The 20,305-nt window shown below is 59.4% G+C and carries 19 protein-coding genes and 1 pseudogene; 10 read left to right on the top strand and 10 right to left on the bottom strand.

Annotated features, from left to right (window positions below; translation table 11 throughout):
• Positions 1-97: 97 nt before the first annotated feature.
• A complete protein-coding gene (locus Q7T36_RS09915) occupies positions 98-1,351 on the top strand; it encodes a glutamate-5-semialdehyde dehydrogenase (RefSeq protein WP_304847411.1) in 1,254 nt (417 codons plus the stop codon).
• Positions 1,352-1,389: 38 nt separating this feature from the next.
• Here Q7T36_RS09915 and Q7T36_RS09910 read toward each other — a convergent pair whose 3' ends face one another.
• From Q7T36_RS09910 to Q7T36_RS09885, 6 genes are all read right to left on the bottom strand, one after another.
• Positions 1,390-2,793, bottom strand: coding sequence for an ATP-binding protein (locus Q7T36_RS09910; RefSeq protein ID WP_304847408.1), 1,404 nt, complete (start codon positions 2,791-2,793; stop codon positions 1,390-1,392).
• Entirely contained in the window at positions 2,790-3,464 is a 675-nt protein-coding gene (locus tag Q7T36_RS09905; protein ID WP_304847405.1) for a response regulator, read from the bottom strand. Before Q7T36_RS09905 ends, Q7T36_RS09910 begins: the two co-directional genes overlap by 4 nt.
• Before the next feature lie 18 nt (positions 3,465-3,482).
• Positions 3,483-4,349: an FAD:protein FMN transferase gene (locus tag Q7T36_RS09900; protein WP_304847403.1), complete on the bottom strand. Its 867-nt coding sequence runs from the start codon at positions 4,347-4,349 to the stop codon at positions 3,483-3,485.
• A gap of 63 nt (positions 4,350-4,412) precedes the next feature.
• The gene (locus tag Q7T36_RS09895; protein ID WP_304847400.1) at positions 4,413-5,750 is read right to left on the bottom strand and encodes a DUF3570 domain-containing protein; all 1,338 of its coding nucleotides are present in this window, start codon (positions 5,748-5,750) and stop codon (positions 4,413-4,415) included.
• A complete protein-coding gene (locus Q7T36_RS09890) occupies positions 5,741-5,953 on the bottom strand; it encodes a DUF4266 domain-containing protein (RefSeq protein ID WP_304847397.1) in 213 nt (70 codons plus the stop codon). The genes Q7T36_RS09895 and Q7T36_RS09890 overlap by 10 nt, the downstream gene beginning before the upstream one ends.
• 22 nt (positions 5,954-5,975) lie before the next feature.
• Entirely contained in the window at positions 5,976-6,434 is a 459-nt protein-coding gene (locus Q7T36_RS09885; protein ID WP_304847394.1) for a TlpA disulfide reductase family protein, read from the bottom strand.
• Positions 6,435-6,577: 143 nt separating this feature from the next.
• On the opposite strand from Q7T36_RS09885, the gene dsbD reads away from it, so the two are divergent.
• The 9 genes and pseudogenes from dsbD to Q7T36_RS09840 all read left to right on the top strand — a co-directional run bounded on the left by dsbD (position 6,578) and on the right by Q7T36_RS09840 (position 15,141).
• On the top strand, positions 6,578-8,437 hold the full coding sequence (gene dsbD / locus Q7T36_RS09880) for a protein-disulfide reductase DsbD (RefSeq protein ID WP_304847391.1): 1,860 nt from the start codon (positions 6,578-6,580) through the stop codon (positions 8,435-8,437).
• A 36-nt stretch (positions 8,438-8,473) separates the two neighbouring features.
• The gene (gene nadD / locus Q7T36_RS09875) at positions 8,474-9,172 is read left to right on the top strand and encodes a nicotinate-nucleotide adenylyltransferase (protein ID WP_304847387.1); all 699 of its coding nucleotides are present in this window, start codon (positions 8,474-8,476) and stop codon (positions 9,170-9,172) included.
• A complete protein-coding gene (rsfS, locus tag Q7T36_RS09870; RefSeq protein WP_304847384.1) occupies positions 9,150-9,506 on the top strand; it encodes a ribosome silencing factor in 357 nt (118 codons plus the stop codon). Before nadD ends, rsfS begins: the two co-directional genes overlap by 23 nt.
• Positions 9,506-9,973: a 23S rRNA (pseudouridine(1915)-N(3))-methyltransferase RlmH gene (gene rlmH, locus Q7T36_RS09865; protein WP_304847381.1), complete on the top strand. Its 468-nt coding sequence runs from the start codon at positions 9,506-9,508 to the stop codon at positions 9,971-9,973. The genes rsfS and rlmH overlap by 1 nt, the downstream gene beginning before the upstream one ends.
• Before the next feature lie 6 nt (positions 9,974-9,979).
• Complete coding sequence (gene mrdA, locus Q7T36_RS09860) at positions 9,980-11,917, top strand: penicillin-binding protein 2 (RefSeq protein WP_304847378.1); 1,938 nt, start codon at positions 9,980-9,982, stop codon at positions 11,915-11,917.
• Entirely contained in the window at positions 11,914-13,068 is a 1,155-nt protein-coding gene (gene rodA / locus Q7T36_RS09855; protein ID WP_304847375.1) for a rod shape-determining protein RodA, read from the top strand. The genes mrdA and rodA overlap by 4 nt, the downstream gene beginning before the upstream one ends.
• A 14-nt stretch (positions 13,069-13,082) precedes the next feature.
• On the top strand, positions 13,083-14,090 hold the full coding sequence (gene mltB / locus Q7T36_RS09850; RefSeq protein WP_304847372.1) for a lytic murein transglycosylase B: 1,008 nt from the start codon (positions 13,083-13,085) through the stop codon (positions 14,088-14,090).
• A 466-nt stretch (positions 14,091-14,556) separates the two neighbouring features.
• Positions 14,557-14,847: pseudogene (locus Q7T36_RS09845) on the top strand (septal ring lytic transglycosylase RlpA family protein); the annotation flags it as partial.
• Positions 14,836-15,141: an SPOR domain-containing protein gene (locus tag Q7T36_RS09840; protein ID WP_304847709.1), complete on the top strand. Its 306-nt coding sequence runs from the start codon at positions 14,836-14,838 to the stop codon at positions 15,139-15,141. The pseudogene Q7T36_RS09845 and the gene Q7T36_RS09840, both read left to right, overlap by 12 nt.
• An 85-nt stretch (positions 15,142-15,226) precedes the next feature.
• Here the strand turns inward: Q7T36_RS09840 and Q7T36_RS09835 are convergent, their stop codons facing one another.
• From Q7T36_RS09835 to Q7T36_RS09820, 4 genes are all read right to left on the bottom strand, one after another.
• A complete protein-coding gene (locus Q7T36_RS09835) occupies positions 15,227-16,471 on the bottom strand; it encodes a hypothetical protein (RefSeq protein ID WP_370690094.1) in 1,245 nt (414 codons plus the stop codon).
• Between the two features lie 134 nt (positions 16,472-16,605).
• A complete protein-coding gene (locus Q7T36_RS09830; protein WP_304847369.1) occupies positions 16,606-17,412 on the bottom strand; it encodes a hypothetical protein in 807 nt (268 codons plus the stop codon).
• 23 nt (positions 17,413-17,435) lie between these two features.
• Positions 17,436-18,851: a sodium:solute symporter family protein gene (locus Q7T36_RS09825; RefSeq protein WP_304847366.1), complete on the bottom strand. Its 1,416-nt coding sequence runs from the start codon at positions 18,849-18,851 to the stop codon at positions 17,436-17,438.
• A gap of 111 nt (positions 18,852-18,962) precedes the next feature.
• Positions 18,963-20,108 carry a 4-phosphoerythronate dehydrogenase gene (locus Q7T36_RS09820; protein WP_304847363.1) on the bottom strand — a complete coding sequence of 382 codons (1,146 nt, stop codon included), beginning with the start codon at positions 20,106-20,108 and terminating at the stop codon, positions 18,963-18,965.
• Between the last annotated feature and the right edge of the window lie 197 nt (positions 20,109-20,305).

The raw sequence follows: 20,305 nt of genomic DNA, 5'->3' as shown, positions 1-20,305 counted from the left end.
GCAGGAAGCCCTCTTTTTTTTGTACAACAAAACAACGATCTTCGGCCTACGACGGAAGTTGCGTATAATCGGCCGATTCACCGAGATGAGAAGATTCATGGACATCAATGCCTATATGCAGACTTTGGGCGAAGCCGCCCGCAGTGCATCCCGCGCCATGGCCCGCGCTTCCACCAACGCCAAGAATGCCGCCCTGCTGGCCATCCTGCGTTCGTTGAAGGACAGCCGCGAGGCCATTCTGGCCGCCAATGCCCGTGACATGGAGGCCGGCAAGGCCGCCAATCTGGAACCGGCGCTGCTGGACCGTCTGGAACTGACCCCTTCCCGCTTTGACGGCATGCTGGAAGGTCTGCAACAGGTGATCGCCCTCACTGACCCAATCGGCGGCATCACCGACCTCAGCTACCGCCCCACCGGCATCCAGGTCGGCAAGATGCGCGTGCCGCTGGGCGTAATCGGCATCATCTATGAATCCCGTCCCAATGTGACGCTGGAGGCGGCGGCGCTGTGCCTGAAGTCGGGCAACGCCACCATCCTGCGCGGCGGTTCCGAAGCCATTCACTCCAACAAGGCGATTGCCGTCGCCATCCAGCTGGGGCTGGCGGGCGCCGGTTTGCCGCCCACGGCGGTGCAAGTGGTGGAAACCACCGATCGCGCCGCTGTTGGTCGCCTGATTGCCATGCCGGAATACGTGGATGTGATTGTGCCGCGCGGCGGCAAGAGCCTGATTGCCCGCGTGACCGCCGAGGCCCGCGTGCCGGTCATCAAGCATCTGGACGGCAACTGCCATGTCTATATTGACCGCGAAGCCAACGTCAACAAGGCGGTGATCGTGGCTCTGAACGCCAAGACCCACCGCTATGGCGTCTGCAATGCCATGGAAACCCTGCTGGTGGACTCCCCCATGGCCGGAGAAGTGCTGCCGCAACTGGCGCAACTGTATGCCGACAAGGGCGTGGAGTTGCGTGGTTGTGTACGCACGGCGGCGCTGCTGGAGTGCAAGGAGGCGACCGAAGAGGATTGGTATGAGGAATACCTGGCGCCGGTGCTGGCCATCAAAATTGTCAGCGGTATTGATGAGGCCATTGAGCACATCAACAAGTATGGCTCGCACCACACCGACGCCATCATCACCGAGAACTTCAGCAAGGCCCGCCGTTTCCTGGCCGAAGTGGATTCCAGTTCGGTGATGGTGAATGCCTCGACCCGCTTTGCAGACGGCTTTGAATACGGGCTGGGGGCGGAAATCGGCATCTCTACCGACAAGATTCATGCCCGTGGGCCGGTGGGGCTGGAAGGCCTGACTTCGCAGAAGTGGATTGTGCTGGGGGACGGGCACGTTCGGGGTTGATCTCTGACACTCGTCGTGACCTACATGAGTCCGGCCGGTCAAGCACCGGCCGGACTCATGTAGGGTACATCACCACCACAAGCGGGAAACCGCACCTCAACCCGTAACCCACCTTTCGCCAAATTTGAAAACTGGATTTCACCGTCATGCAGGCGCACAATTCTGCCTGCAATCTCCAGCCCCAGCCCCGTCCCCTGAATGTCCCGCGATGCCGCCCTGACGAAGCGCCGGCTGATTACCGCCAGCTTGTCCTCCGCTACGCCGGGACCGGAGTCGGCAACTTCCAGCCGCAGTTGCCCGGCCTCTGCCGCCATCAGCACCTTGATCTCTCCCCCCGGCGGGGTGTAATTAACGGCATTTTCCAGCAAATTACGCAGCAGCACCCCCAGTAAGTCCGGGTAACCCGAACATCCCGGCAAGTCGTCAGGCCACTCGGTCACTATCGCCAACTCCTTGGCGTCCAGCATCGGCCGGAACTCCTGAATCAGCATCAGCGCCAGGCGCGCCATATCCACCGGTTCTTTCGGCTGTGACAAGCCCTCCGAAGCGTCAAGCCTCGCCATCAGCAGCAGTTGCTGCACCACCCGGGTATTGCGGTCCACCCCCTGGATGACTTTTTCCAGACTGCGGTTCTTGCGCTCTGCATCCGGATACTGCAAGGCATTCTGCGCATGCAGGCGGATGATGGTGAGCGGAGTCCTCAGCTCATGGGCGGCATCGGCAATAAACGCCCGCTCACGCTCCATGCCCTGTGATACCCGGTCAAACAACAGGTTTATGGCCTCGGTGACGGGGCGGATTTCATCGGGCTCGTCACTCAGGCGGATGCCGTGCAGCTGGTCCAATTGACGTTCGCCGATGGCCTCCCGCAACTCGTTCAAGGGTAGCAAGTCACGAACCAGCCACTTGCGCAGCAGGAAAACCGCCAGCGCTAGGCTGGCCATAAAGCCCACCAGCAGTGAGGCGGCAACGTTCAGGGAAAGTTCGCGCCGGATGTCCGAACGCTCGGCAACCAGTAACCAGTACCGGTTCCCGGCAATGCTTTCCGTATAGACATGCCATTGCATCGAAGCGGAAGACTGAATATAGAAACCGTCCCGTAGCGGGGCCAAGGCGTGTTCAGGCGCACCGGGACTCCGAAACAGCAATGCGCCGGACGCCGACCACACTTGAACCGCCACCTTTTTGGCATAGGACGCATCATATTCATGATGGTTGACGCCGGAGTTGGCCAGGGCTTGCTGCAATACCCGCCAGTCCGGCTCGTGTTGCTGCAGAAACAGCACACTGCCCAGAATATGCGCTTCTTCCACCAACTGTGCGTCAAAAAGCTCATCCACTTCATGCCGGGCCGTCAAAAAACTCAAGGTTCCGCTGATAGCCAGCGCCAGCAGGATAATCAGGACAAAGGAGCGGGCCAGCCGGGCCTTGATCGAATTCACGGTGATACCGTCTTGACGTTATCCACCAGATAACCCACCCCGCGCACGGTCCGGATCAGTTCGGGATACAGCTTTTTACGCAGGTGGTGGATATGGACTTCCAGGGCGTTGCTTTCCACCTCATCAGACCAGCCGTACAGGCTTTCTTCCAGTTGAGCCTTGGAAAGAATATGGCCGGAATTGATACAGAGCTCCTTGAGCAACAGGAATTCCCGACGCGACAAAGCCACCGCCTTCTCATCAAGGAAAACCTGATGATTACCCAGATCAAGTGCCAACCGCCCGAACTCCATACGGTTGGAGGTGCGCCCCACGGCCCGCCGGGTTAATGCCCGGATACGCGCCAGCAGTTCATCCAGATCGAAGGGTTTCAGCAAATAGTCATCGGCCCCGGCGTCCAGGCCCGCCACCCGGGAAGAAAGCGCATCACGCGCCGTCAGCACCAGTACCGGCACCGCCAGCTGCTGCTTGCGCAGGCTGCCCAGCACCTCCATGCCATCCATGCGCGGCAGCCCCAGATCCAGCACCAGCAGGTCAAACGGGCTGGCTTCCAGCGCCCGCAGCACCGAGACGCCGTCCTTGAACCATTCCACGACATAACCTTGCAGAATCAATGCCTCCTGCAAGCCTTCACCCAGCAATACATCATCTTCCGCCAGCAATATGCGCATGGTGATTATCCCTGATAGTTATCGTAAAACCTGATGCCGCACCTGCTGGGCCTCAAGGAAGCTTTCCGCATCCGGGCCTGCCAGCATCGCCAGTGTTGACAGCATCCCTGCCTCGGTGCAAGTTCCGGCCGCCACGGTCACCGAGCGCGGTGCGCCGCTGACCGGCCAACCGGTTTTGGGATTGAGGATATGCCCGTAGCGCACCCCGTCTTTCAACAGGAATCGTCGCGCATCACCGCTGGTGGCGACGCCGCCGTCCTTCAGTGACAGCATCTGCAGGGCGTCGCCCTCGGCATCCGGATTTTCAATCCCGATATGCCAGGCCTCGCCACCCGACCTTGGCCCACGGCAACGCAGATCGCCGCCAAAGTTCACCAGCAACGGAACAGGCGTCAAGGTTGCCAGCACGCCAAATACCGCGTCCACCGCATACTCCTTGCCGATGCCTCCCAGATCCACTTCCATGCCTTCGGGCAAGTTCAGCACCGGGGGCTGCCACTGCACTTTCTCCCAGCCGATCAGCGGCAGCAACGCCGTCACGGCCTCCGGGGAGGCTATACGGTCAGATCCGTCGAAATTCCAGACCCGGCGCAACACGCCCGAGGTGATGTCAAAGCGTCCTTCCGACAAACGATACAGCTGATCAGCAAAATCGAACAGGCGCGAGGATTCCTCATCCAGAGCAAGCGGTTTTCCATGAGAATGATTGATTTCAAAAATAATATTGTCGTGCCGATAACGGCTGAATTTATGTTCGATGCGGCGGGCTTCGGCTTCCGCCAGTGCCCCCAAGCGGTCGACTTCTGCCTTGGAAATGCCTTCAAACAGGATTTCGCAAGGGCTGCCCATGGCCTGGAATTGGTAAACAGAAAGAGGTGGTGACATGACACGCCTGCCGGAAATGGAAACAGGCCGGTGCGGACACCGGCCTGCCTACTCTACTCCAACTCACCAGCGGAAGGAGTAACCCACCTGTACGATCATCGCCTTGAGCGCCGGGTTCTGGTCGACACCGGCCAGATCGCCGGTAGCCGGGGCATTGACACCGGTGCCCTGCTGCTCGTATTGCTCCAGACGCAGGCTCAGATCCGAATCCCTGCCCATACGCTTGCCAACGCGGAAGCCGATGGTGGTGGCATCCATCGCCGCCAGACGCGGATCGGCGGAAGCATGGGTCACCAGCGGGGTTACCGTTGCACCGGCCAGCGTAAAGTCTGCGCCCTGCGTCAGCCACGGCGTGTAGAAATCCGCAGCGGTCTGGGTATAGAAACGCAGGTGCGGTTCCACGTACCAGCCATTGCCTCCCAGCGGCAGGTAATATTTGGCATCCAGCGTGTGCGAGCTGATGCCCCAGTCATCGGTCGTAAACCGGTAGGAGCCCTCCACCACCTGCCCGCCGCCGGTATGATATTTCATCACCCCGAACAGGCCGTGACGGGTATGTGCATCCGGACGGCTTTCATAGAGATAACCGTAACGATTGACCGCTCCGGAGGGATCGGCAATCAGGTTGTTGGCTCCGTCCAGCAACGTCACCACTTTATAAGGGTCGGACTGATAACCCGAACCGGAAGCCAGGCTGTAGTTGATCTGGAACAGCAGGTTGCGGTTCACCACCTGCGTCACGCCCAGCAGCACTTCCGCCAGCGTCTTGGTGTCACCGCCGTTCTTTTTGGACTGCCAGACCACCGACAACGGCTCCGGGGCGCCGCCCACGGCGTCAATATTGTCAAACTCGACATTCAAACCGGCGCTGAGGGTAGTGTTCTTGCCGTTGATATCCTTGGCATAGGCGCCGTTCAGGGCCACCGACTGGAAGTCGTACTCCCCGGAAATATTGCCGCCCAGCGTCATGCGGGCATTTTCACCCGCCGGGCGCACATAGGCGACCGTCACGGCGGCGCGGGTATCCTTGAACTGGTTGTCCAGCGGCAGCTTGCCGGGCTGGGCGCTGTATTGCGCGCTGCCGGACGGGCCGGTAAACGTCTGAACCTTGCCTGCCCGCGCCGCGCCATTCGGCGATGCGCCAGTCAGGGAATCCGCGACCAGCTTCACCGTCAGCGAGTGATCTTCATCCAGATCTTTCTTCAGGCTGACCACCGGCTCGGCAGCCTGCACCCGCCCTTCGTTTTCCTTGTACAACAGCAGTGCGGAATCCACTTTCCACGATGTATCAACCGGCTCGGCGGCCTGCACGGCGGATGCCACAGTCAGGGACCCCAGCAAGGCAGTGCTGGCGGTCATCAGGGCCTGACGGATGTTCTTGCCTTGAGTTGTTAATTGCATCCGCAACCTCCACCACCAAATCCGCGGCCGCCGCTGACGGCCTCTTTACTGAAATAGATATGGTCATCCAGCGCGGCATCCACCGGGCGGGAATCCAGTTGCATTTCGGCCTTGGCCAGCACGTCCCGCTCCCAAGGCTTCACACCCATACTGGAACAGGCGGTCAGCAGCAGCACGGGGGCCAGCCACATCAGGGTTTTCATACTTATATACTCATCAAAGGTGTTATCGGGCTTTCAGCAGGGACTGAATTTCCTGCTCGTACGCAGCCAGGGTCGAATGGTGAAAACCGGCATGCTTGCTGCGCGCCTTGCCGGTGGCGTCCACCAGAAAGCTGGTCGGCATGGTTTGCACCTTGAATTGCTCCGCCAACCGGCCCTTGGCGTCAAAATAGACATCGAAGTTGGGGGCGTATTCCTTGAGGAAGAGATCAGCCTCCTTGCGGTCGGCATCGACATTGATGGCGGCGACAACCAGCCCCTGCTTGCCATATTTGTCCTGCAGCGCCTTCATCCACGGAAAGGACTGGCGGCAGGGGCCGCACCATGATGCCCAGAAGTCCACCAGCACGACTTTGCCGGCATATTTCTGCATGTCGAAATTGACGGGAGTTTCCGCATGACCCAACCCGGTCAGGGTCAGCAAAGCGGCAGACAGGAACATTTTCAAATTGGGACGACGCATGACACACCTCGTGCATGGATTTTTCGCAAGCCTAAAGCAGCCGGCTTAAGGGAGTCTTAACGCCCGGCTTAAGCCAGTCTTAATCCTCTCCGTCGCTTCGCCACCTAGAATGCCTTCATCCGAACACCGGCGACTCTCTTGTCATGAAAACGATTCGAAGCGGCATCCTGCTCCTGATGTTGGGCTTGAACGGCGCACCCGCCTTCGCCACCCTCCCTGATTTTGGCGGCATGACCGACCAAACGGATGCTTCCTTCCTTGATGCCGATGCTGCTTTCCAGTTGCACAGCCGATATACGGCCGGAAAGGGTTACAGCTTCGACTGGAGCATCGCCGAGGGCTACTATCTCTACCGCAACCGGGTACACCTGCAGGTCAATGGCAAGGAGATCCCATCCGGTTTCGACCAGCAACCGGACATCAAGAATGACCCCAGCTTCGGCCGGGTCGAAGTGTTTCATCATCAGGTCGCCACCACGCTGAACGCGGCTGCCGGTGAAACTGTCATTGTCCAGTATCAGGGCTGCGCCGACGCCGGTCTGTGCTATCCGCCGGAAACACGGCGCATTCATCTTGAAGGTGACCGCGTCGTTATCGAAAAGACCGGCGCGCAGGCCGTTGTCGCCACTCCTGCGCCAGCTGCCCCTGCTCCGTCCATTGCTGAAAAAAACGTCCCCTCCCTGGAGGACTCACAAGGTATCTCCACGTTTCTCGGCAGCGCCAGCCTGCCCATGGTGTTGCTGACTTTCTTCCTGTTGGGTCTGGGCCTCACGTTTACGCCCTGCGTGTTTCCCATGCTGCCCATCCTCACCGGCATCATTGCGGGAGATAAGCAAACGCTGACCGCTCACCGCGGCTTTGCGCTGTCCTTTGCGTATGTCACTGGCATGTCGCTGAGCTATGCCCTGCTGGGCATGGCCATCGGCTATTTCGGCGCCCGCGCCAATATCCAGACCTGGCTGCAAACTCCGGCGGTGTTGATGATTTTTGCCGGGGTGTTCGTGGCGCTGGCGTTCAGTATGTTCGGTTTTTATGAGCTCCAGCTGCCTTCATTGCTGCGGGACCGCCTGAATGCCGTCAACCAGCGGCAGCAGGGGGGAACCCTGTGGAGTACAGGCCTGATGGGGGCGGTATCGGCACTGGTGGTTTCGCCCTGTGTCTCCGCACCGTTGGCGGGTACGCTGGTCTACATCAGCAGCACCGGCGATGCCATCATCGGCGCAGCCGCCCTGTTCCTGCTGGGCATGGGCATGGGCGCACCGCTGGTAGTGGTGGGCGTTTCCGGCGGCAAACTGCTGCCACGTGCGGGCCAATGGATGGTGACCGTCAAGACGGTGTTCGGTGTCGGCTTGCTCGGAGTCGCTGTCTGGTTGCTGTCACGCGTTATTCCGGGACCGGCTGCACTGTTGCTGTGGGCCTTGCTGCTGGCCGGCTCCGCCATTTATATGGGCGCGCTGGAACCGGCCGGATGGGGCTGGCCGCGCTTGTGGAAAACCGTGGGCATCCTGATGTTGCTGTACAGCATGCTGCTGCTGATCGGGGGCGTGACCCGGCAGGACGACCCGTTCCATCCGCTGGCCGGGCTGATGATCGGCGCCAACTCAAGCACCGCCGCACGGCCGGATAACCGAAACCCTCTGTTTACGCGGGTGAAAACCCTTCAAGAACTGGACCGTGCGCTGGCCACTGCACAAGCAGTAGGCAAGCCGGTCGTGCTGGATCTGTACGCGGACTGGTGCATTGCCTGCAAGGCCATGGAGCGCGAAATTTTCCCGGCAGCCTCCGTGCGCAGCGGGTTGGCGGCTTTTACGACCGTTCAGCTGGATTTGACGGACAACACCCCGGAACACCGGGCCTTGCTCGACAAGTACAAGGTATTCGGCCCTCCTGCGCTGCTGTTCTTCAACCCGCAATCACAATGGTTGTCGCAGCAGACCCTGCAAGGGGAACCCACCGTCGGCTTGCTGACGCAGACTCTGGAAAGCGTGAAGCGGCAGCTCTGAGCCCCACATGGACAGCGTCATACGGCTGGGTTAGGCTTGCCTGAAATCCTTGACGGACATGCCCTCATTTCAGCCATTGCCTACTTCGGCGGCTCCTTCGACCCGGTCCACGAAGGCCACCTGCAGACCGCCCTGGAACTGCTCGACCGCTTTCCCTTTGAGCGACTGACGCTGCTGCCCGCCGCCCGTTCTCCCCTGAAGGATGACGGAGCCGCTTTTGCACACCGACTGGCCATGCTGCAACTGGCTGTCAGCTGTCACGCCCGCTTGCAGGTGGATGACCGCGAGTCCCGCCGTCCGCCGCCTTCCTACACCATCGACACCCTGACCGAATTGCGTCAGGAACTCGGTACCGACCAGCCACTGGTCTTCATCCTCGGCCTAGACAGCCTGCTAACCCTCAACCAATGGCATCGTTGGCGCGAACTGACGGACTTTGCCCACCTGCTGGTCGTCACTCGCCCCGGCTGCAGCCCGGATTTCGTCGGAGAAATCGCGGAATGGCTGGCCGCCCATAGGGTCAACGACCCGCGCATGCTAGAATGCGCGCCGAATGGCCGCATACTGCTGGCCGAAACCACCCCGCACGCCGTCAGCAGCACCGCCATCCGCGCCGCGCTGCATCAGGGAGCCGCGCCCGAAACGCAGCCCCTTCCGGCGTCGGTGGCCGGTTACATCCGCCATAACCAACTGTACGGAGTCTCTCCCCCGCATGAATCCCGCACTGACTTCTGAGGAGCTGGTCAAGGTCGTCCAGGACGCCCTCGCCGACATCAAGGCCCAGAATGTATTAACCCTGGACGTTCGCCAACTGACCGGCCTTGCCGATTTCATGGTGATCGCCAGCGGCACCTCCACCCGCCATTGCAAATCTTTGGCTGACAATGTCGTCGTCAAGTCCAAGGAAGCCGGTGTGCGTCCGCTGGGCGTGGAAGGCGAACGCGACGCCGAATGGGTGCTGATCGACCTCGCTGGCGTCATTGTCCACGTCATGCTGCCCGCCACCCGCAAGTTCTATGACCTGGAACGCCTGTGGACGGTTCCTGAAGGCAAGACCGCCGAAGCCTGATGCGCATCCGATTGCTGGCGGTCGGGCAGAAAATGCCCGACTGGGTCACCGAGGGCTATCAGGAATACGCCAAGCGCCTGCAGGACGATGTCCGGCTGGAGCTGGTGGAAATCCCGGCCGCCAAACGCACCCGCAGCAACGAGGCGGAGCAGTGGAAACGGCAGGAAGCCGAGGCCATCCAGGCAGCCATCCACCCCTCCGACCGCGTCGTGGCGCTGGATGTGCTGGGCAAGCCCTGGTCCACCGAGGACTTGCGCGACCGCACCGCCAAGTGGCTGCAGGGCGGGCAGAACATCGCCCTGCTGGTGGGCGGGCCGGACGGCCTGGCCCCCGAACTGCTGGCCCAGGCCAGTGAGCGCTGGTCCTTGTCGCCGCTGACCTTGCCGCATCCGCTGGTGCGCATTGTAGTGGCGGAACAGATATACCGCGCCTGGACCCTGCTCAAGGGACACCCCTACCACCGCTGAGCCGCCATGGACCAGAAAAAGCACCTCAAGGACAGCCAGCTCGAAGCCGCACTCTTCCGGCGACGGGCGACAGTCGCGGGGACGCTGGTGTTTCTGGCTTTCGGACTGCTCGTCTTTCGCTACGCCTGGCTGCAGGTCGTGCAGCACGACCGCTATCAGACCCTTTCCGACAACAACCGCATCAAGCTGCAGGCCATCGCGCCGCCGCGCGGCTATATCTATGACCGCAACGGCGTCCTGCTGGCCGACAACCGCCCGTCTTTTACCGCCACGCTCAACCGCGAAGAAGCGAAAGACATCAATGACACCCTGCTGCGGCTGGCGCCGGTGCTGGGCCTGGGTCCGGAAGATATTGCCCGGTTCCGCACCCGCCTGAAGACAGCCAGTCCCTACGAAAACATCCCGGTCAAAATCAACCTCAGTGAAGCCGACATTGCCCGCTTTGCCGAGGTGCGCTTCAATTTCCCCGGCATTGAGATCGAGGTAAAGCTCGCCCGCTACTATCCCTTTGGCGAACTGTTTGCACACTCCATCGGTTACGTCGGCCGCATTGCCGAAGACGAAGCCAAGCGCATCGACCCGACGGTTTACAGCGGCACCGACCTGATTGGCAAAACCGGTCTCGAAAAATATTACGAAACGCTGTTGCAAGGGCGTCCGGGCTATCAGTACATCGAGGCCAATGCCCATGGCCAGATGCTGCGGCCGCTGGACCGCACCGCCCCGACACGCGGCGACGACTTGGTGTTGCACCTCGACTACGGCATGCAGAAACTGGCTGCCGAACAGCTGGCGGGACGCCGGGGGGCGGTTGTGGCCATCGACCCGGCCACAGGCGGCGTGCTGGCCTTCGTCAGCAATCCCGGTTTCGACCCCAATCCCTTTGTCGGCGGCATCTCCGGCAAACAGTATGCCGAATGGCGCGACCATCCGGACCGCCCACTCTATAACCGTGCATTGCAAGGCATCTACCCGCCCGGCTCCACCATCAAGCCGTTTTCGGGCATGGGCGGCCTCCATTACGGGTTGGTGGACTGGGACTTTAAAATCAGCGACCCCGGCTATTACCACCTGCCCGGCGACAGCCACCTGTTCCGTGACTGGAAAAAGACCGGCCACGGAACCGTCAATCTCTTCAAGGCCATTGAGCAGTCCTGCGATACCTATTTCTATCAACTGGCGGGGCGAATCGGCGTGGACCGCTTCCATGACTGGATGATCCAGTTCGGCTTCGGCAGGCCCACCGGTATTGATCTGGTCAGCGAGAAAAGCGGCACCCTGCCCACCATCAAATGGAAAAGGGAACGCCTGAAAGCGCCCTGGTATCCCGGCGAAATGATGTCGGTGGGCATCGGACAAGGTTACTTTACGGTGACGCCGCTGCAACTGGCCATGGCCACCGCCATCATCGCCAACAAGGGGCGGCATATTACGCCGCACCTGCTGAAAAGCGTCAGCGGCCCTTACCCCTATGCCCCTGTCAACCAACCGGACGGCATGGTGTCATTCAACGGCGCCCCGGTTGAATGGGAGCGCATGCATGCGGCCATGAAGGCTGTGGTGCATGGTCACGGCACGGCCGGCAGCTTGCGGCGCGGACTGGTCGGTTACGAAATCGCCGGCAAGACCGGCACTGCGCAGGTCAAAGGCATCAAGCAAGGAGAGCGTTACAGCGAGTCCAGGACAGATCCCCGCCATTGGGATCACGCTTGGTTCATGGGCTTCGCACCGGCGGATGCCCCAAAAATCGCCGTAGCGGTGCTGGTGGAAAACGGCCGGCACGGCAATTCGGCCGCCGGCCCCATTGCCCGCGCCCTGTTCGATTACGCCGTTCACGGCAAAGCGCCGGAAAGTACCGTCGCACCGACTCCTTCACCGGCATCAGCGACCGCAACCCCGCAAGCCGTCACTCCGCCGCCCGCCGATACCGGAACCGATGAATGAACGATCTCGATCCCGGTCAATACCGCTACCTACGCCAGGCCCCCCAGGATGGATCCTCCTTTGTCCGGCGCAGTCCGCCGTGGACCCGGCTGCATCTGGACCTGCCGTTATTGATTGTACTGATCCTGACCGTGGCCATCGGTTTGATTGAGCTGTACAGCGCAACCGGCCGCAACAGCGCACTGGTGCTGAAACAAGCCGGCAGCTTCGGCATGGGGCTTTGCATGATGTTGTTCATGGCGCAAATTCCGCCCCGGATTTATCAGGCGTTTTCACCCTGGCTGTTTGCGGGCGTGGTTTTACTGCTGATCATGGTCGCCCTGTTCGGCACCGTAGCCATGGGGGCCCGGCGGTGGCTCACCATTCCCGGCGTTACCCGGTTCCAGCCCTCGGAATTCATGAAACTGGCCATGCCGATGATGATGGCTTGGTATCTTTCCGGCCGGTTGCTGCCCCCCTCGCTGAAAGCGGTGGCGGCCTCGCTGCTGCTGATTGCCTTTCCAGCCTTCCTGATTGCGCGGCAGCCCGACCTTGGCACTGCCATCCTGGTCGCAGCCAGCGGTTTTTTTGTGCTGTTCCTGGCAGGCTTGCCGTGGTGGCTCATCAGCGTCGGCATCGCCGCCGCCGCCGCCGCCGCGCCCTTCGCCTGGCACACCCTCCATGATTATCAGCAACAACGCATCCTGACGCTATTCAATCCCGAAGCTGACCCCTTGGGTACGGGCTGGAATATCATTCAGTCCAAGACCGCCATCGGCTCCGGCGGCCTGTTCGGCAAAGGCTGGCTGAAGGGCTCCCAGGCGCATCTGGAATTCCTGCCGGAAGGGCATACCGACTTTGTCATCGCCGCCTATTCCGAAGAATTCGGCCTCTTCGGCATTTTGCTGCTACTGACTCTCTACAGCCTCATCCTGCTGCGTTGCCTTTATATTGCCGGCACCGCAACTGACTCCTACAGCCGCCTGCTGGCGGGAGCCATCACCTTGTCGTTTTTTGTTTATGTGTTTGTGAACGCCGGAATGGTGAGTGGTATATTGCCGGTCGTTGGCGTACCCCTGCCGTTCATCAGTTATGGCGGAACCGCCATCCTGACCCTGATGACCGGTTTCGGCATGCTGATGTCGATCCATACCCACAAGAAAACGCTGTAGCCGGAAACCCCGCCATGAAAATCCTCCGCCCTGCCCTGGCGCTTTGCGCCCTGTTGCTGCCCGTTACCCCGGCCTTTGCCGGAGACTATGACCAGTACGAAGAACTCCAGGCGTTGATCGGCAGCCTTGAAAAAGAAGGCATCTACCCGCCGGGGGAACTGACGGCCGTTTTTTCAACGGTCAGCCGCCAGGACAAAGGACTGGAAGCCATTGCCCGTCCGGCTGAGAAGACGCGTGAGTGGAAAAACTACCGGCCCAACTTTGTGTCCGGTGACCGTATCCGCAAGGGCGTCGAATTCTGGAGCACTTATGCGCAGGAACTGGACAACGCCAGTCAGCAGTTCGGCGTCCCCCCCGAAATCATTGTCGCCATTATCGGCGTGGAAACCAAATATGGCGGCAACAAGGGCAACCTCAGGGTGATTGACTCCCTGACCAGCCTGGCATTTGATTATCCCGCCCGGGGCTCCTTTTTCCGCAAGGAACTGCGAACCTTCCTTATGCTGGCCAAGGAACAGCAACTGGATCTGCTGCAAACCTACGGTTCTTATGCGGGCGCCATGGGTTTTCCGCAGTTCATGCCATCCAGCTGGCGTAACCTCGCCATCGACTACAGCGGCGACGGCCGCACCGACCTGCTCAACGATCCGGTAGACGCCATCGGCTCGGTAGCCAACTATTTTCTCGCCAATGGCTGGAAAACCGGGGAGGCGGTTGCTGTCCGCGCTCAGATCAGCAATGACCGCTATGACGAACAGCTGTCCACCGACCTCAAAACCGCCACTACACTAGGCGAACTGGCCACCCGGGGCCTGGTTCCCCGCGAAGGCAGCTTTGCACCGGAAACACCGGTGGCAGCCATACGGCTTCAAGGCGAAAACGGAGCTGAGTTCTGGATTGTCTTCGAGAATTTTTTCGCCATCACCCGCTATAACCGTAGCTACAACTATGCCATGGCTGTGTTCCAGCTCAGTGAAGCGATCCGGAGCTCCAGGCTCTCGGCGGGCATAGAAACTCCGTGATTTCATAAATTGTTGCAATTTTGGCACGATTTAAGCATCCGGATTATGGGTGTTTCTTGATCAAATTTGGACATCCGGAAAAAAAACGGTTAGGATGGCTTCACGCAGCCCTTCAAGATCAAGAAAAAAAGCGGGGCAAATCTGTTCAACCCATGTCTAGGAGTCAAAACCGATGACATATCCGAAAACTGTTTTACGTGCGGGAATCGGCCTCCTGGTCGGCGCTGCCCTTGGCGCCTGTAGCCATACTCCCCCACGCGCCGGCATGAATGCCGTGCAATCTCCGTATGCCTATGGTAAAGGCGACTTTGTCGTTCCTGCGGACGGCGCCCCCCAAAAGCCCCTTTCCGCCGAAGAACTTGCCATGCTGCAGGATGCAGTGCCCTCCGACGAACCTCTGAGCCGTTACGGCAATACCAGCCCTTACACCGTGCTGGGCAAAACATACAACATCCTGGCCAAGACTGACGGCTTCAGCCAAGCCGGGCGTGCCTCTTGGTATGGCCAGAAGTTCCACGGGCGTCGTACCTCCAGTGGCGAACGCTACGACATGTACAAAATGACAGCCGCCCACAAAAACCTGCCCATTCCCTGCTACGTCCGCGTCACCAATCGCGACAACGGCAAAAGCGTGATCCTGAAGGTGAATGATCGCGGCCCCTTCCATTCTGACCGCGTCATGGATGTCTCCTGGGCCGCCGCCGCCAAGCTGGACATGCTGCAGCACGGCACCGCCAATGTTTCCATTGAAACCATCAGCCCCACCCGGGCGCTGAAAGAGCAACAGGTCATTGCCCGTCAGGAGCCCAAGGCGGCTCCGGTCAAGTTCTTTGTTCAGGCTGGCGCCTTCGGCAATCGCGATAATGCTGCGGCTTTGCAAAACCGCTTGCTGGAACTTGCGGGCTTGCAAGTCAACATCCAGACCTCCGATGACCCCATGCCGGTGCACCGCGTTCAGATCGGCCCCTTCAATGATGAGGCCTCTGCCCTGAAAACCACGCAACTGCTGCGGGAAGCCGCTGTCGGCTCCCCCGTGATCGTGAGACGCTGAAACCGCAGATGTGACTAAATGGCGAGTGTAAAAAAGGGCAGATCATTCTGCCCTTTTTCATGGATAAGGTTACTGGCTGCCGGTCTTACTTGAACCCCAGCATCAGCTGCAACCAGCCCGCCAAAGCCCCCGTCACCCCTCCCAACACAATCAGAATCCATTCATCTTCCCGGAAGGCGGGCCGCAACAGGTTCTGGAACTCCATCGGCGTCAACAGCTTCATCCGCTCCAGAAACAGCTGATTGACCTTCACTGCCCGGCTTTCATTAAGGCCGGGATCAGAAATCGGACCCATGGTCGCTTCAATCGACTTGTCAATGATGGTGTCCTTGAGCCTGGCATACTCCTCCCAGCCCATGGTCATCTGGATCGCGGTGCGCACAATCGGGCTATCCAGCATCCGGCTGACATGACGCTTGACCACCTTGCGGGTCTTGTCCGCCTTGGGCCCGAACATCATCTCGGTCATGATCTGCTTGATCGTAAACAACTCACGGGTGCTGATGTGGGCAAACACCTCGGACACTTCCGTCTGCCGGCGCATGAAGGCACCATGCCAAGTCCAGCCGACTATCGGAATACGCTTCGGCTCCACCGGATTAAAGACCATCCAGATGGCAATCCAGTTGGTCAGCAACCCCCAGAAGGCCGCCCAGAACACCAGCGTCCAGTGCCAGGGGACCACCAGCCACACCCCCATTTGCACTATGCCGAAAAAGGCGCCGATCGCAGCACTGATATGCCAGATAAAATCAATTTCCTTCTGGCCGACGCGCAGGAACATGCGCACCATCATTTCACGGTCGTTCTCCATCTGGCGAACCACCATTTCGCGCATGTCCACCAGGTTTTCGACATTGAAGGTCAGCTCGGTCACCAGGCTGTCCATGATGCCGGGGACCTGCTTGCGGACATGCAGGTAGATGCGGCGCTTGATAGCTTGAGGCAGATTTTCCCAAAGCGTCGAATTGCGTTCGGACATGACCTCGTCAATCAACTCCTCGACATTGTCCATCATCGACTCACTGATGAACTCAGCCATCTCATCGGGCTTCATTTCCCGGAAAAACTCGTCCAGCGAACCAATCTTGGACAGCGACTGGTCCACCAGGATTCCTGAAATTTTCCCGGCCTTGCGCGGCACAATACCCTGCCACCCCAACGGGATTGGTCCCACATGCACGCCAATGAACCGGATGGGATAAAACACCATCTTCAGGGCCATCCAGACATGGATCCAGGTCACGAAGGACGCCACCGGCGCAATGGTGATGAAACCCCAGAAGTCAGGCCTGGAGGTAAATTCCTGCCAGAAAGATACGTCAGCCATAATGAAGGTGCTGCCTAGCGGATTGATTGAAGCCAAAAATAACGGAATGGAACCCATAACCGGTTGTTCAGCCGCGAAGCATAGCACAGGCCGGACTATGGAGTTCGGCCATCGCATCGGGCGGAAATAACTGTCTAAAGAACCTTCAGACTGACGCTGTAGCTGAAAAATGCGCCAGGTTTTGCGCGTTTCTTTTCACCTTTGACACCGGTCCTTTCTTCACCTACCCCGACACCCACGCCAAACGATTTCAGGGTATGTGCATTGACCCACTGGTAAGTCAGGTCCGCACCGATACCCAGGCGGTTATATTTTTCCCCGCCATAGGAATCACCCATGAGATGGCCAAAAAACACACCGCCGGAATAACCATTGGTCGAAACAGTGCCGGTTATGGGTCTCCGCCAGCCACCATTCAGGGCCACTCCCTGATCCAAATTCACGAAACGTCCCAGCCGGGCGTAAAATATGCCCTTTCCGGTCAGCGCTACCGTGTTCACGCCTACCATGTCATTCAACAGGCTGCCGCCAGCATACACCGCAGAGGGCTTCCAGGTTGACCAATCCGGTTTGGGCATGCTCATTTTCGGCATGCTGACGGGATGGCGCTGAATGAAACCCTGACGGGTCGCGGTCGGCAAACGGTCAGCTGCCGCGTGCTCCTGCTCCAGCCCTGATGCAGCAGGCTGCGGAGCAGGTGTCGTTGCGACTGCTTCCGGAGCAGGCTCCGTCACGGGCGGTTCAGCGACTTGGGCTTGCTCCGGAGCGGCTTGCGGATCTTCAGGGGGGGGGGGCGCTTCTTCTGCCTGGACAACGCCCGCCAATAGCAAAGGGATCAGGGCCGGCCACGAGGCTAGGGGACGAAACATGCGGAAATCCTCAAATGGTCTGTTTTTATTATCAAGGGCGATAATAAGGCCAAGCGCCGCTTTTGGCAGCACCTGGACGGTATTTAATTGTTGTCTCACTCCGGCGAGCGAATAAAACGGGGAGTCAGGGAACCCACCAGCATGCCGATCATGGCAGCCGCCAGCCCAGCCAGTTGCGGCGGACAGATGCCTTCCGGGGCAATGATTTCCAGGGTCAGCCACACCACCACGCCGAAGACAATTGACACCACCGCCCCCTGGGTATTGGCGCGGGACCAGTACACGCCCGCCGCCAGCGGCACAAAGGCGGCAACCAGGGTCACTTTATAGGCATTCTCGACCATCTCGAAAATGGACGAGTCAGAGTTGAGTGCAAACAAGGTGACGCAAACACCGAACACCAGCACCACCGTGCGGATGATGTGCAGGAAGTTCCGGTCGGAAATGTGACCCATCCACGGCTTCAGAACATTCTCCGCAAAAATGGTGGACGGGGCCAGCAAGGTACCGGAAGCAGTACTCATGATTGCCGACAGCAAGGCTCCAAAAAACATGATCTGGGCCAATAACGGAGTGTGTTCCAGAATCAGTGTCGGCAGCACCAGCTGGCTGTCACTCTGCAGCAGCTTGTCCACCATCTGGCTGTCAATCAGGAACGCCGAATAGGCCAGGAAAATAGGGATGAAGGCAAAGAGGAAATACAGCACGCCCCCCAGCACGGCGCTGTGAACCGCCGTTTTTTCATCCTTGGCCGACATGACGCGCTGGAATACATCCTGCTGGGGAATGGAACCCAGTCCCAACGTCACCAAAGCACCGACAAACGCCAGAATGCCCGCCAGGGAGGCATCAGGCCAGAAATTGAATTTACCGGCGTTGGCGGCATGCTCAATCACAGCGGCGGCTCCGCCCTGCACTTCGCCGGTCACAATGTAACCTACGTAAAGCATGCCCACCACGATCACGATCATCTGGATGAAATCGGTCAACGCCACCGACCACATTCCGCCATAGACCGTATACAGCACCACAATGGCAGCCCCCAGCACAACGCCCTGCTGCAGGCTGATTGCGCCCTGCGAAAGCACATTGAACACCAGCCCCAGCGCACTCAACTGCGCCGCCACCCAGCCCAGATAAGAAAGCATGATGGCGGCGGAAGTTGCCAGTTCGACGCCGCGACCATATTTCTGCTTGAAGAAATCACCGATGGTCAACAGGTTCATGCGGTACAGCTTGCCTGCGAAAAACACCCCCACCAGAATCAGGCACAACGAGGCGCCAAACGGGTCGGCGACAATGCCGCCCATGCCTTCATTGATAAAGGTCGATGATGTGCCCAGCACGGTTTCAGAACCGAACCAGGTAGCAAAAACCGTGGCCGTGGTAATGTACAGCGGCAGGCTTCTACCTGCGACCACATAGTCCTTGCTGCTGTGAACCCTCCGGGCCGCATACAGGCCGATACCGATCGACACCAGCAAATAGATCGCCACAAAGAGATTGAGCATGGCGGGCCTCTCCTGCCTCTATGAATGAAAAAACCGCTAGATTCTAGACGAAATCCGTGCAATATCATCGCGCTTCAATGAAGTATTTTGCGAATTTCATGAGGCCAAGCCTCAATCCGCCACTTTGAAGCCCAAGGCCTGCAAGCGCGACAAAGTCAGCGCATCCGGCGGGACTGTTGTTTGCACACGCCAGGCTGAAAACTCCCGGCGCACGCCATAGTTCTTACGCAAACCATCGAAGCCGGTTTTGCGGTCCGGCGCCCCGGAAGCACTCGTTACCTCACGTAATGCCGCATCGTCGTGCAGCAGCGGGTAAACCGACTCCACCACCCCTGCAAGCGCCCGCCACCCCGTACCGGACATCAGCAACGACCCGGCCTCCACCAAGGACTCAGCCTGCAGCGGCAGGCCGGAAGGCTTCCCGAGAAAACGGCAGAGAGCCTCGCGCACCATCAGGCTGCCTTGCCACTTGCCCTCTTGGCTGTAACCGGCAATATGAGGCGTGCCTATGGCCACCGCCCGTAGCAACTCCGGATCAATACCGGGTTCATTTTCCCAGACATCCAGAGCCACATCCGAACCTTCCAGGAAGCCCTCGCGCAGCAAACGGAGCAACGCAGTGTTATCGACAACATCGCCGCGCCCGGTATTGATTAGAATGGTGTTTTTCCGCAAAGATCTTAACCGGCTGTCATCAAACAAATGCCAGGTGGGATAACTGCCGTCATGCGTCAGCGGGGTATGCAGGGAAAGGACATCCGCCTCGGCGAGCAGTTCATCCAGCGGCAACTGCCGGATATCGGGGTGACTGACAAAGGGGTCACAGCCCACAACCTTCAGTCCCAGGCCCTGCAAGGTTCTGGCCAGCCTGGCGCCAACATTGCCCAGTCCAACCACGCCAAAAACACGCCGGTCCCAATCAAGCCGGTCGCGCCGCCAAAGTTCGAACAGGGCCGCCAGTACATACTCCACCACGCTGCGGGCATTGCAACCAGGTGCTGATGCAGTCACAATTCCTGCGCCGCTTAACCAGGGCAGGTCCAGATGATCCGTGCCGATGGTGGCTGTGCCGACAAAACGTATGCGGCTGCCTGCCAGCAGCGCCGAGTCAACTCTGGTTACGGACCGCACCAGCAGGACATCGGCCTCGGCCACATCTTCGGGACTGATGGAACGTCCCGGCAAGCAGGTCAGCTCCCCAAGATCGCCAAACAACTCCCTGACCCGCGCCATGTTTTCATCAGCAACTATTTTCACCCCGCTCACCCCCGAACCTGATTTACATCTATGTACATTCCTGAAACACCTGCAAGAACCTACGTTGCCAAGTGCTTCACCAATTGCAGCGCATCTACCCTTTGACTGAAGCAACGCCTTATGCGTTAATCTCCTGCAGGATTCAACAATGACTATGGCGCCGGACCGATACGGGCGGCGAATTAAAATTAACCAGC

Source organism: Fluviicoccus sp., assembly GCF_030646115.1.
Classification (GTDB): domain Bacteria; phylum Pseudomonadota; class Gammaproteobacteria; order Pseudomonadales; family Moraxellaceae; genus Fluviicoccus.
This window is presented reverse-complemented; position numbering and strand designations above follow the sequence as displayed.